Here is a 14043-nt window from a genome sequence, read left to right on the forward strand (position 1 = left end):
GCCATCCTAGGCGGGTCCGCCGAGAGGACTACGGGCACACGGTTCCCGGCCGGGGGACCTTGCCGTCGAGGAGGTAACCGTCCACGGCGCGCTTCACGCACGCGTCGCCGCCGTTGTACGCGCCGTGCCCCTCGCCCCGGTACGTCAGCTCCACGCCGACGCCCTTGCCCAGCGCGGTCGCCATCGCCCTGGCCCCCGCGTACGGCGTGGCCGGGTCGCCGGTGTTGCCGATGACGAGGATGGGCTTCGATCCGGGGGCGCTGACGTCGGGGTGCTCCCAGGTGCCGGGCACCGGCCACTGCGAGCAGCTGATCAGGCCCCAGCCGAGGAAGGGCCCGAAGACGGGGGACGCCTCGCGGAATTCGGGGAGCTTCGCCTTGGCCTGCGCCACGGAGAACCGCTCCTTGTCGTCCACGCAGTTGATGGCGGCGTTCGCGGCCTGGAGGTTGCTGTAGTCGCCGTTCTGGTCCCGGCCGTTCATGGAGTCCGAAAGGGCGAGCAGCAGACCTCCGTCGCCGCCGTCGGCCTCGTCGAGGCCCTGCTCCAGATAGGGCCAGTACTCCTTGGAGTACAGGGCCTGCGCGATGCCGTTGAGGGCCTGGGACTGGGTGAGCCGGCGGTCGCCGATGCCGGTGATGGGCTTCTTGTCGAGCTCGGCCAGCAGGCCGGTGATGAAGCCCTCGATCTCCTTGGCGTCGCCCCCCGGCAGCTTGCAGGCGTCACCGCGCCGTACGCAGTCCTCGGCGAAGTTGTTCAGCGCCAGCTGGAAGCCCTTGGCCTGGCCGAGGGCGCCCTGTTCGGTGGTGCCGCCCGGGTCCACGACGGCGTCGAAGACGGCGCGGCCGACGGTCCGGGGGAACAGGTGGGCGTAGACGCCGCCCAGTTCGGTGCCGTAGGAGATGCCGAAGTAGTGCAGTTCGGTGTCGCCGAGGACCTGGCGCATCAGGTCCAGGTCGCGTGCGGCGTTGACGGTGCCGACGTGCGGGAGGATGTCGCCGGAGTTCTCCTCGCAGGCCGCGGCGAACTCCTTGAGCCCCTGCTGGTAGGCGGCCTCCTCGCGCGCGTCGTCGGGTGTGGAGTCGAGGGCGAAGAACGCGTCCAGCTCCCGGTCGCCCTCGCACTCGACGCCCTCGCTGCGGCCGACGCCGCGGGGGTCGAAGCTGACCAGGTCGTACCGGGTGCGCAGGGACTCGTAGTCCTTGGCGAAGGAGGGCAGGGCGGTGAGCCCGGAGCCGCCGGGGCCGCCGAAGTTGAAGACGAGGGAGCCGATCCGCTTCGCCGGGTCCGACGCCTTGGCCCGGATGAGCGCCAGTTCCACGGTGTCGCCGCCGGGGTCCGCGTAGTCGAGGGGCGCCTGCATGAAGGAGCACTCCCAGGTGGCCCCGCCGGGCAGCGGGGAGGGGGCGGTCCCGGAGCCCTCCTGGACGGAGGGGGCCGGGCACTCCTCCCACGCGAGCTTCTGGGTGGCCAGCTCCTTGGGCCGGTCCGGGTCCCTGCCGCTCCTGTCGCCGCCGTCCGAGCAGCCGGCCGCCATCAGGACCGAGGCGGTCGCCGCGGCGAGCAAGGCGGCCCGCCGTGGGGCCCGGGCGCCGGCGGGCCGGGTGGCGCGCACGGCGGTACGCCGTGGGGTGCGGGTGGCGGCGGACCGGGCGGCGCGGTGGGTCATGGATCCATGGTGCGTCCGGCTCCGCGCGGGCGCCCGCGACGAGGGCCATGCGGGTGGCCGGAGCGTGACCGGGCAGCGCGCCGGGGCGCCTAGGGCCTGTCTTTCGGATCATGCCGGGCTCGCGGGGCCCGGCACGCACGCTCGCCGCGTTGTCGTCGGTCGCCAACGCTCCGCGTTGGCTCCCTCCTCCGCCTTGCGATCGCACGCGCCGGACCCCGCTCCCCGATCCGGCCTGATCCGAAGGACAGACCCTAGAGGGCGCCCTTCCTGGTGAGGAAGTTGAACGAGAACCATCCCGGCAGCACGGGCAGCCACAGCGTCATCAGCCGGTAGAGGAGCACGGCGGGCGTGGCCACCTCCAGCGTCATGCCGCCCACCCCGACCAGGCCGGCGATCAGCGCACCCTCCACCGCGCCGACGCCGCCCGGCGTGGGCGCGGCCGACCCCAGGGCGTTGCCGGCCAGGAAGACCACGGCGAGGCTGGCGTACGTCAGCGGCTGCGCACCGTGCGAGAAGGCCCGGATCGACGCGTCCAGGCACAGGACGAACGCACCCGTCAGCAGCAGCATGCCGCCGATGCCGGTGACCAGCTTCACCGGCCGCTGGAGCACGTCGAGCATGCGCGGCACCACGCCCGCGAACAGCGACCGCAGCCGGGTCGAGACGAACTTGCGCAGCCCCGGCACCGCCGTGACCACCAGCACCAGCACCGCGACGGTGAGCAGGCCGGCGATGACCGTCCTGGAGGGGGTGAAGTCCTGGGTCTTCTCCGTGCCCGTCAGGTAGCCGAACGACAGCAGCAGCAGGATGTGCGCGCCCAGTCCGAACAGCTGCGACGCCCCCACGCTGGCGACCGCCAGTCCGGGCCGCACCCCCGAGCGCTGGAGGAAGCGGGTGTTCAGGGCCACGCCGCCGACCGCCGCCGGGGCGACGATCTTGACGAAGGACCCCGCCACCTGGGCGATCACCGTCCGCCCGAAGGGCACCCGCTCGGGGACGAAACCCAGCAGGCTCATCGCGGCCGCCACGTAGCTGAGCGCGGAGAAGAGCAGGGCCGCCGAGATCCAGGCCCAGTCGGCCTCGGCGATCGTGGACACCGACAGTGGCGCCTCGGCGATCTGGGAGAGCAGGAAGTACACGGCGATGGCGCCGGCGATGAGGCTGATCAGCGTCCGCGGCCGGATGCGCTCCAGCCGTACGGGTTCCACCGGGGCCTGGGGCCGGATCCGGAGCACCTGCTGCCGGATCTGGGCCAGCAGGTCCTCCTCGCGGACCTCGTCCATCGCCTCGTCCAGGGCCCGCTTCTCGGCCTGCTTCTGCGCCCGTACGGCCTTGCGGTCGGCGCGCCTGTCCTGGTCGCTCTGCTCGGCGTGGTCCTCCGGCCGGGCCCGCTTGGCCGCCTCGGAGGCGGCGAGTACGGCCTCGCGCTCGCGCTGCGAGCGTTCCCGGGCGAGTCTGCGCAGGGTGGCGCGGGTGGAGCGGCTGAGCGCGATCGGCTGGAGCAGCGGGAGGCAGTCGGCGACCTTGTCGGGGCCGAGCACCTCGACCGCAGCGGCCACCGCCCGCTTCGCCCCGACCCGCAGGCCCAGCGTGGTGAGCAGCTGCGCGATGTCCATGCGCAGGACGAGGTCGCCGGCGGCGATCTCACCGCCCCGGAGATCGGTGACGATCACTCTGCCGGAACGATCCACCAGGAGGGCGTCGCCCGTCAGCCTGCGGTGGGCGATGCGCCGCGACTGCAACGCCTTCACCTGCTGCCAGGCGCCCCGTACGACCTCGTCGGTGATCTCCTTGTCGTCCAGCGCGTCCAGCGAACGGCCGCCGAGGTGCTCGTACACCAGCATCACGGCGTCCGGGCCCAGCTCGGCGGTGGCGATCAGCTTCGGCGCGTTGGCGCCGGCGGCGATCGCGGCGTACGCCAGCAGGGCCTCCTGCTCCAGGGCCTGGCGCAGGGACTGCAGGGAGCGGCGGGTCGTGATGCCGCGCAGGGTCATCCTGCGCCAGACCCGGTAGAAGAACCCCTGCGCCTGCTGCTCGCGGTCCACGACCGTGACGTCGAGCGGAGGGCCCTCCTCCAGCGTGACCAGGTAGCGGCGGCCCCGGTCGCCCTGTTCCACCGAGTCGGTGACGTCCTCGGCGCGCATCGCCGTGACCGGGCGGAAACCGACGTGGCGCAGGCCGGCCAGGAGGGTCTGGCCGGTGGGCCGGACGTTGGGGGAGCCGACCGCGTACAGCGTGCCGTAGGCGACGGTCCAGCCGATCAGGACGGTCAGGATGATCGAGAACGGGGTGGTGTAGTCGGCGACCAGCATCGCGAACGCGTCGAGCAGCAGCACCACCCAGAGCGACACCCGCCAGCGCGGCCTGCGGGCCATCCCCACGGCCGTCATATAGGCGATGACGGGTGCGAGGTACCCGTGGACCGGGTCGGACAGCCCGCCACCCGCCTGGGGCTGTGTCAGCGCCTCCTGGATGGTGCCGGGCGCGGCCCTGGCGACCCACAGGTCGGTGGCGAGGGTGACGCCGTGCGCCAGTACGGCGGCGAGGACGCCGTCCGCGATGCGCAGCCCGTCCCGCTTGATCAGACGCTCGATCGCGAAGGCGACCGGGACGAGCAGGACGGCGATGCTGGAGACGAGCCCGGCGACCTTGACGAAGACGTCGGGGGCCTGGCCGGTGCCCTTGCTGATGTCCTCTTCCAGGCCGGTGGTCGTGGCGTGGGCGAAGGCGGCGATGGCGATGACCACACCGATCGCGAGGATGCCGATGAGCAGGCGCAGCAGGTCGGACGGCCGGTGGACACGGGCGGCGAGAAGCGGCTCGTCACCGGAGACGCGGTCGATGGGCCTCTCCGCGTTCACGCATACCGTCTCCTTCGTCTCCTTCGTCGCATTCTTCTCCATCGTCTCAGGAGCCCCCGAAGCGGACGCCACCTCGGGAGGCCGCACATCCTGCCCCTTCGCCGTGTCTGTGTCTTGTTGATCTCGTATCACCGGTCACCGCCCGGAAGATGGTGGCATGACCGGCCGGTACGGGGGGCCATCAGGGTGCATCGCCCGCGTTGTCGGTGGCGTGGTGCAGGATGGACCGGGTGACTGCTGAGGAACTTCCGGAGTACGCGGAACGGGTGCTGGAAGTCGCCGAGCTGATCCCGGCCGGCCGGGTGATGACGTACGGGGACGTCGCCGAGTGGCTCGGCGAGGGCGGCCCGCGCCAGGTCGGGCGCGTCATGGCGCTCTACGGCGGTGCGGTGCCCTGGTGGCGGGTGGTGCGGGCGGACGGCGTGCTCCTGCCCGGCCACGAGCTGCGTGCCCTCGGCCACTACCGGCAGGAGGGCACTCCGCTGCGCGAGGCCCCGCGCACGGCGGAGGGCCATGTGCCGCGGCTCGACATGCGGCGGGCGCGCTGGGACGGCGGCGAAGACTCCGGCGGGGGATCCGGCGGGGGCGGCTCCGGCGGCGCGGCGCGTGCGATGGCTCACAGGTGACAGCTTCGGCCATGCGGCGGCGCGGCGGGCAGGGTGAGCGGCGTGGGCACGACCGTACGGAGTACGCGTAACGTCGTCCCGCGCGGCGTGCTCACCGCACCCCCTTCCCAGCATCCTCAGCACCAGCACACCCACCAGGACCGGCGATCCACGTGAGCTCCTCCTCGATTACCACCGGGCGTACGCCGTCTCGCGGGCGCACTCCGGGCGCGTACCGACTGGTGCGTACCCCGCCGGTTCCGGTGAGCCCCCCTCTTCTGGACGCATCACAGCGCGCCGTGGTTGACCACGACGGCGGACCGCTCCTGGTCCTGGCCGGCCCGGGGACCGGGAAGACGACGACGCTGGTGGAGGCGGTCGCCGCCCGGATCGCCGGGGGCACCGACCCGGAGCGGATCCTGGTCCTCACCTTCAGCCGCAAGGCGGCGGTCGAGCTGCGGGACCGCATGACGGCGCGGATCGGCGGGGTGAGCGCCCCCCAGGCGACCACGTTCCACTCCTTCTGCTACGCCCTGATCCGCGCGCACCAGGACGCCGACCTCTTCGCCGAGCCGCTGCGTCTGCTCTCCGGCCCGGAGCAGGACCTGGCCGTCCGCGAGCTGCTGGCCGGCCAGCTCGACCTGGAACGGGAGGGCCTGGCCCGTGTCCACTGGCCCGACGAGCTGCGGGCCTGCCTGACCACGCGCGGGTTCGCCGACGAGGTACGGGCCGTGCTCGCCCGCTCCCGCGAGCTGGGCCTCGGCCCCCGCGCCCTGGGGGACTTCGCGGCGCGCACCGGACGGCGGGACTGGTCGGCGGCCGCCGCGTTCCTCGCCGAGTACCTGGACGTGCTGGACATGCAGGGCGTGCTGGACTACGCGGAACTGGTCCACCGGGCGGTGCTCCTCGCATGCGAGGTGACGCTGCCCGGCTACGACGCGGTCTTCGTCGACGAGTACCAGGACACCGACCCGGCCCAGGTCCGGCTGCTGCGGGCGCTGGCGGGCGGCGGGCGGACGCTGTGCGCGTTCGGCGACCCCGACCAGTCGATCTACGCGTTCCGGGGCGCGGACATCAACGGCATCCTGGACTTCCCGGCCATGTTCCGCCGCGCGGACGGCACCCCCGCGCCGGTCGCCGTCCTCACCACCTCGCGCCGCTCGGGCGCCGCGCTGCTGTCCGCCACCCGCCTGCTGACCACCCGCATGCCGCTGCCGCGCCTGCCCGCCGACAAGGCACGGGCGCACCGGGGCCTGGCGGCGGTGCGGGGCGGCGGCCGGGTCGAGGCGTACACCTTCCCGACCCCCTCGACGGAGGTCGACAACATCGCGGACATCCTGCGGCGCGCCCACCTGGAGGAGGGCGTCCCCTGGAACGACATGGCCGTGCTGGTCCGCGCGGGCGGACGCACCATCCCCACCTTGCGCCGGGCGCTGACCTCGGCGGGCGTGCCGGTCGAGGTCGACGGCAACGACGTCCCGCTGCGCCACGAGCCGGCGGTCGCGCCCCTGCTGGCCGCCCTGCGCGCGGCGGCGGCCCCGGACGCCGCGGTGGCGGACGTCCCGGCCCCGGACGCCCCGGTGGCGGAGGCGCCGGGGGGTGCGGGGGACGGCCGGGGCGCTCGGGCGGACGGTGCCGACCGGGAGGGCACGCCGGAGCACGGGAGTGCGCCGGGGCGCGACGGTTCCCCCGGGGGCGAGGGCCCGCGGGTGTTCACCCCCGCGGGGGAGGGCGACGACACCCGCGGGGGTGACCCGGCCGCGGACGGTGACGACACCCCCGGGAGCGGAGGCGAGGCCGGCGCCCCGGAGGACGGTGACCTCGCCGACCCGGCGCGGGGCTCCGCCGCCGAGGACCGCGCCCCTGCGGAGACCCGGCCGTGGCTCGACACCGAGACGGCGATCAGCCTGCTCACCTCGCCCCTCGGCGGCATGGACGCCGCCGACCTGCGCCGCCTCGGGCGGGCCCTGCGGGACGAGGAGCGGGCCGGCGGCAACAAGGTCCCGCCGCCCTCCGACGTCCTGCTCGCGCGCGCCCTCGCCGAGCCCGAGCGGCTCGTGGCGCACGACCCCTCCTACGCGCGCGGTGCCCAGCGGCTGGGCGACCTGCTGCGCCGCACCCGCGAGCTGCTCGCCGGCGGCGGCACCGCCGAGGAGGCCCTCTGGCTCCTGTGGAACGGCACCCCCTGGCCCGCGCGCCTCCAGCGCGCCGCGCTCCGGGGCGGCGCGGCCGGCCGCAACGCCGACCGCGACCTGGACGCCGTGTGCGCCCTCTTCGACACCGCCGCCCGGGCCGAGGAGCGCACCGGCGGCCGGGGCGCCCTGAACTTCCTGGAGGAGCTCGACGCCCAGGACATCGCCGCCGACACCCTCTCCAAGCGGCCGGTGCGCCCCGACGCCGTGCGCCTGATGACCGCCCACCGCTCCAAGGGTCTGGAATGGGGCCTGGTCGTCGTGGCCGGCGTACAGGAAGGGCTCTGGCCCGACCTGCGCCGCCGCGGCTCCCTCCTGGAGGCCGACCGCATCGGCCGGGACGGCATCGCCGAGCCGCTCACCCCGGGCGCCCTGCTCGCCGAGGAGCGGCGGCTGTTCTACGTGGCCGCCACCCGCGCCCGCGACCGGCTCGTCGTCACCGCCGTCAAGGCTCCCGCCGACGACGGCGACCAGCCCTCCCGCTTCCTCACCGAACTCGGCGTCGAGCCGAAGGACGTCACCGGCCGCCCCCGCCGCCCCCTCGCCGTGGCCGCGCTCGTCGCCGAACTGCGCGCCACCACCGTCGACCCCGACGCCTCCCCCGCCCTGCGCGACGCCGCCGCCCGGCGCCTGGCCAGGCTCGCCGCGCTCACCGACGACGAGGGACAGCCGCTCGTCCCCGCCGCCCATCCCTACCGCTGGTGGGGCCTGTACGAGCCGACCCGGGCGGCCGTTCCCCTGCGCGACCGCGACCGCCCCGTGGCGCTCTCCGGCAGCGCCCTGGACCAGCTCGCGAACACCTGCGCCCTGCAGTGGTTCCTCGGCCGAGAGGTCAAGGCGGACGCCCCCGCCACCGCCGCCCAGGGGTTCGGCAACGTCGTCCACGTACTCGCCGACGAGGTGGCCTCCGGCCGCACCCCCGCCGACCTGACGGTCCTCATGGAGCGGCTCGACTCCGTCTGGGACGCGCTCGCCTTCGACGCCCCCTGGAAGTCCGCCCAGGAGAAGGAGCACGCGCGCGTGGCGCTGGAGCGGTTCCTGCGCTGGCACGTCATGGACCGTGCCGGCCGTACCCCCGCCGCCACCGAGCACGACTTCGACGTCACCCTGGAGGCGGGGCAGTACGAGGTGCGGATCCGGGGCTCCATGGACCGGGTCGAGGCCGACGAGCACGGCCGGGCCTACGTCGTCGACTTCAAGACCGGCAAGTCGGCCCCCACCAAGGACGAGGTCGCCCACCACCCCCAGCTCGCCGTGTACCAGCTCGCCGTCCGCGAGGGCGCCGTCGACGAGGTCTTCGGCGGCCGCCGGCCCGAGCCCGGCGGCGCCGAACTCGTCCAGTTGCGCCAGCCCGCCCCGAAGAAGGAGGGCGGGGACGAGCTGCCCAAGGTGCAGGCGCAGGAGCCGCTCGGCGGGGAGTGGGTCGGCGAACTGCTCGCGACGGCCGCCGGACGGGTCCTGGACGAACGCTTCACCCCGTCCACCGGCAAGCACTGCGACCACTGCGCGTTCCGGGCCTCGTGCAGCGCCCGGCCCGAGGGCCGGCACATCGTGGAGTGAGACAGGACTGTCAGTGGGGCCGGTTAGCCTCGTTGACCGTGACCACTCGCCTCACCGACCCCGAGCAGCTCAAGGAGCTCCTCGGCATCCCGTTCACCCCGGAGCAGACGGCCTGCATCACCGCGCCGCCCGCGCCGCAGGTCATCGTGGCCGGAGCCGGCTCCGGCAAGACGACGGTGATGGCCGCCCGGGTGGTCTGGCTGGTCGGCACGGGCCAGGTCGCGCCCGAGCAGGTCCTCGGCCTGACGTTCACCAACAAGGCCGCCGGAGAGCTGGCCGAGCGGGTCCGCAAGGCGCTGGTCCGGGCCGGGGTGACCGATCCGGACGTCATCGACCCGGACAACCCGCCGGGCGAGCCGCGCATCTCCACGTACCACGCCTTCGCCGGGCAGCTCCTCACCGACCACGGCCTGCGCATCGGCCTGGAGCCCACCGCGCGCCTCCTCGCCGACGCCACCCGCTACCAGCTCGCCGCCCGCGTGCTGCGCGAGGCGCCCGGGCCGTACCCCGCCCTGACCAGGTCCTTCCCCGCCCTCGTCAGCGATCTGCTGGCCCTCGACGCGGAGCTCGCCGAGCACCTCGTCCGCCCCGAGGACCTCCTCGGTCACGACACCGAGCTGCTCGCCGCCCTGGCGGACGCCCGCCTCACCAACGCCGACCTCCGCAAGGTCCCGGAGGCCGCCGGCGCCCGCCGCCAGCTCACCGACCTGGTGATCCGGTACCGCGCGGCCAAGCGCGAGCGCGACCTGCTCGACTTCGGCGACCAGATCGCGCTCTCCGCCGAGCTGGCCCTCACCCGCCCCGAGGTCGGGCAGATCCTGCGCGGCGAGTTCCGGGTCGTCCTCCTGGACGAGTACCAGGACACGTCCGTCGCGCAGCGGCTCCTGCTGTCCGGGCTATTCGGCGGGGGCACGGGCCACCCCGTCACCGCCGTGGGCGACCCCTGCCAGGCCATCTACGGCTGGCGCGGCGCGTCCGTGGCGAACCTGGACGACTTCCCCGACCACTTCCCGTACGCGGACGGCACCCCCGCCACCCGCTTCTCCCTCAGCGAGAACCGCCGCAGCGGCGGCCGTCTCCTGGACCTCGCCAACGGGCTCGCCGAGCCGCTGCGCGCCATGCACGCGGGCGTGGAGGCGCTGCGCCCGGCGCCCGGCGCCGAGCGGGACGGCACCGTGCGGATCGCCCTGCTGCCGACCCAGGCGGAGGAGCTCGATTGGCTGGCCGACTCCCTCGCCCACCTCGTCCGCACGGGCAAGGAACCGGGCGACATCGCGGTCCTGTGCCGTACCGCGAGCGACTTCCCCCGGATCCAGGCCGCCCTGGTCGCGCGGGACGTCCCGGTCGAGGTCGTCGGCCTGTCCGGACTGCTGCACCTCCCGGAGGTGGCCGACCTGGTGGCGGTCTGCGAGGTCCTCCAGGACCCGGGCGCCAACGCCTCGCTCGTACGGCTGCTCACCGGGCCCCGCTGGCGGATCGGCGCCCGTGACCTGGCCCTGCTGGGGCGCCGGGCCCGGCTGCTGGTGCACCGCTCGCGGGACGACGGCGACGCGGACCCCGACGAGCGCCTGGCGGCGGCGGTCGAGGGCGTGGACCCGGCCGAGGTGGTCTCGCTCGCCGACGCCCTGGACACCTTCCTCGAACCGGCCGGAGCTGACGACGGCCTGCCGTTCTCCGCCGAGGCGCGGGTGCGGTTCGCCCGGCTCGCCACCGAGCTGCGCGAGCTGCGGCGCTCCCTGGCCGACCCGCTGATGGACGTCCTGCACCGGATCCTGTCCGCCACCGGCCTGGAGGTCGAGTTGTCCGCCTCCCCGCACGCACTGGCGGCCCGCCGCCGGGAGACCCTGTCGAACTTCCTCGACATCGCGGCCGGCTTCGCCTCCCTGGACGGCGAGGCGTCCCTGCTGGCCTTCCTGGGCTTCCTGCGCACGGCCGCCCAGTACGAGAAGGGCCTCGACAACGCCCTGCCGGGGGGCGAGAACACCGTCAAGGTGCTGACCGCCCACAAGTCCAAGGGCCTGGAGTGGGACGTCGTCGCGGTCCCGGGCCTGGTGACCTCCCAGTTCCCCAGCACCAGGTCCCGCGAGTCCTGGACCTCCCAGCCCCAGGTCCTCCCGCACGCGCTGCGCGGTGACGCCCCGACCCTCCCGGCCGTCGACGGCTGGGACGCCAAGGCGCTGAAGTCGTTCAAGGACGCCATGAAGGACCACCAGCACACCGAGGAGCTGCGCCTGGGGTATGTGACGTTCACCCGCCCCCGTACCCTCCTGCTGGGCTCGGGCCACTGGTGGGGGCCCACGCAGAAGCGGCCGCGCGGCCCGTCGCCCTTCCTGCACGCGCTGTACGACCACTGCGCGGCGGGCTCCGGCGACATCGAGGTGTGGGCGGACGAGCCGGACGAGGACGCCGAGAACCCGCTGCTGGGGGAGGCCACGGCCGACCACGCCTGGCCGCTGCCGCTGGACCCCACCTCGCTGGCCCACCGCCGCGCGGCGGCCGACAAGGTGATGGAGTACCTGGACTCCCCGCCGGACGCGTCCCCCGAGCCGTCGCCGGACCCGTCGCCCCGGCCGCAGGACGCGCCGGGCGCCTGCCCGGGGTTCCCCGGCCCGGACCTGCCGGGCCGCGAGCACCCGGACACGGACGGACCCGGGCGCCCCGACCCCGTTCACCACCTCGGCCACCCCGATCCGGACGAGGTGTGGCCCGACGACATCGCCGGGCCCGATGAGGAGTGGGCCGACGACCTCGCCGACTGGGACGACTGGTCCACCGAGCTGCCCGGCGGCGGCCCCGTGCCCGCCGAAGGCGCCCACGTCCCCGCGCCGCAGCCGCACGTCCCCGCGCCGCACCCGCAAGCGCCGCAGCCGCAGGTCCCCGCGCCCCGCGCCGGCGGGACCGGCGCCGAGGGGGACGACGGGGGCGCGGCGCACTCCGGGCCGCGCGGCCCCGAGCGCCTCACACCCGAGGAGGCCCGCGCCATCGCCTCCTGGGACCGCGACCTCGACGCGCTCACCGGGGAGCTCCTCCGCTCCCGCGCGACCACCCGGGACGTCCTCCTCCCGGCCTCGCTGTCCGCCTCCCAGCTGCTGCGCCTCGCCGCCGATCCCGAGGGCTTCGCTCAGGAGCTGGCCCGCCCCATGCCGCGCCCCCCGCAGCCGGCCGCGCGGCGCGGCACCCGGTTCCACGCCTGGGTGGAGGCCCGGTTCGAGGCGCTGCCCCTGCCCATGCTGGGCCCCGACGAGCTGCCCGGCGGGGAGGTGTACGCCGACGAACCGGAGATCGCCGACGAGCGGGACCTGGCCGCCCTCAAGGAGGCGTTCGAGAACACCGCGTACGCCCACCGCACCCCCCACCGGGTCGAGGCGCCCTTCCAGCTGGCCCTGGCCGGCCGGGTGGTCCGCGGCCGCATCGACGCCGTCTACCGGGACGTCGACCCGGACACCGGCGCCGTGACGTACGAGATCGTCGACTGGAAGACCAACCGCTCCCGCACCGCCGACCCCCTCCAGCTCGCGGTCTACCGGCTCGCCTGGGCCGAGCAGCACGGTCTGCCCCTGGACGCGGTCACGGCCGCCTTCGTGTACGTCCGCACGGGCGAGGTCGTACGCCCGGCCGGCCTCCCCGGACGCGACGGGATCGAGCGCGTCCTGCTCCGTGGGACGCCCGACGGGACGACCCCGGACGCCGGATAGGCTCGGGGCATGAGCGACACCCCGGACAGCGCCGTCCAGACCGTACGCGGGTACATAGACCAGCACCGCGCCGCATTCCTCGACGACCTCGTCGAGTGGCTGCGCATCCCGTCCGTGTCGGCGCAGCCCGCGCACGCCCCGGACGTCCGGCGCAGTGCCGAATGGCTCACGGCCAAGCTCCGGGAGACCGGCTTCCCGGTCGCGGAGGTGTGGGAGACGGACGGCGCCCCGGCGGTCTACGCCGAGTGGCCCTCCGGCGACCCGGACGCGCCCACGGTGCTGGTCTACGGGCACCACGACGTCCAGCCCGCCGCCCGCGAGGACGGCTGGGAGACCGACCCCTTCGAGCCCGTGGTCCGGGGCGGCCGGCTGTACGCGCGCGGTGCCGCCGACGACAAGGGCCAGGTGTTCTTCCACACCCTCGGGGTCCGCGCACACCTCGCGCTGACCGGCCGCTCCGCCCCCGCCGTCAACCTCAAGCTGCTCGTCGAGGGTGAGGAGGAGTCCGGCTCCCCGCACTTCCGGGCACTGGTCGAGCGCCACCGCGACCGGCTCGAGGCGGACGCGGTGGTGGTCTCGGACACCGGCATGTGGTCGGAGACGACGCCCACCGTGTGCACGGGCCTGCGGGGCGTCGCCGACTGCGAGATCGAGCTGTACGGCCCCGACCAGGACATCCACTCCGGTGCCTTCGGCGGCGCCGTGCCCAACCCGGCCACGATCGCCGCCCGCCTGGTCGCCGCGCTGCACGACGAGAACGAGCGCGTGACGATCCCCGGGTTCTACGACGGCGTCGAGGAGCTGACCGACTCCGAGCGCGCGCTGATCGCCGAGCTGCCGTTCGACGAGACGTCGTGGCTGGCCAACGCCTCCTCGTACGGGACGCTGGGCGAGGCCGGCTACTCCACCCTGGAGCGCGTGTGGGCCCGCCCCACCGCCGAGGTCAACGGCATCGGCGGCGGCTATCAGGGCCCCGGCGGCAAGACGATCGTCCCGGCGTCCGCCCAGCTCAAGCTGTCGTTCCGGCTGGTCTCCGGTCAGGACCCGTACGTGATCGAGGCGGCCGTCCGCGACTGGGTGGCCGCCCGTGTCCCGGACGGCATCCGCCACAAGATCGCCTTCGGCGCGCCGACCCGCCCGTGCCTGACGCCGCTCGACCACCCGGCCCTCCAGGCGGTCGTCCGGTCGATGAGCAGGGCCTTCGACGGCGCGAAGATCCGCTTCACCCGTGAGGGCGGCTCGGGCCCCGCCGCCGACCTCCAGGACGTCCTGCACGCGCCGGTGCTGTTCCTGGGCATCTCCGTGCCGTCCGACGGCTGGCACGCGCCGAACGAGAAGGTGGAGCTGGACCTGCTGCTCAAGGGCGTGGAGACGGCCGCCCACCTGTGGGGCGACCTGGCCGGCGCGCTGCGCTGAGCCGTACGGGAGTCCTGCCCCGCCCGACGGCGCACCCCGCCCGGAGGC

Annotated in this window: 6 protein-coding genes; 4 read left to right on the forward strand and 2 right to left on the reverse strand. The window is 74.8% G+C overall.

What is annotated here, in order from left to right; translation table 11 throughout:
- Positions 1-28 precede the first annotated feature (28 nt).
- Positions 29-1534: an alpha/beta hydrolase gene (locus tag IE109_RS23345; protein WP_229891497.1), complete on the reverse strand. Its 1506-nt coding sequence runs from the start codon at positions 1532-1534 to the stop codon at positions 29-31.
- Between the two features lie 383 nt (positions 1535-1917).
- Positions 1918-4569: a lysylphosphatidylglycerol synthase domain-containing protein gene (locus IE109_RS23350; protein WP_189552999.1), complete on the reverse strand. Its 2652-nt coding sequence runs from the start codon at positions 4567-4569 to the stop codon at positions 1918-1920.
- Positions 4570-4748: 179 nt separating this feature from the next.
- On the opposite strand from IE109_RS23350, the gene IE109_RS23355 reads away from it, so the two are divergent.
- From IE109_RS23355 to IE109_RS23370, 4 genes are all read left to right on the forward strand, one after another.
- Positions 4749-5153: an MGMT family protein gene (locus IE109_RS23355; protein WP_189553000.1), complete on the forward strand. Its 405-nt coding sequence runs from the start codon at positions 4749-4751 to the stop codon at positions 5151-5153.
- A 146-nt stretch (positions 5154-5299) separates the two neighbouring features.
- Complete coding sequence (locus tag IE109_RS23360; protein WP_373297766.1) at positions 5300-8884, forward strand: ATP-dependent helicase; 3585 nt, start codon at positions 5300-5302, stop codon at positions 8882-8884.
- A gap of 38 nt (positions 8885-8922) precedes the next feature.
- Positions 8923-12579: an ATP-dependent helicase gene (locus tag IE109_RS23365; RefSeq protein ID WP_189553002.1), complete on the forward strand. Its 3657-nt coding sequence runs from the start codon at positions 8923-8925 to the stop codon at positions 12577-12579.
- Between the two features lie 9 nt (positions 12580-12588).
- The gene (locus IE109_RS23370; protein WP_189553003.1) at positions 12589-13995 is read left to right on the forward strand and encodes a dipeptidase; all 1407 of its coding nucleotides are present in this window, start codon (positions 12589-12591) and stop codon (positions 13993-13995) included.
- The last annotated feature ends 48 nt before the right edge of the window (positions 13996-14043 follow it).

This window comes from Streptomyces lavendofoliae, from assembly GCF_014649735.1.
GTDB lineage: Bacteria > Actinomycetota > Actinomycetes > Streptomycetales > Streptomycetaceae > Streptomyces > Streptomyces lavendofoliae.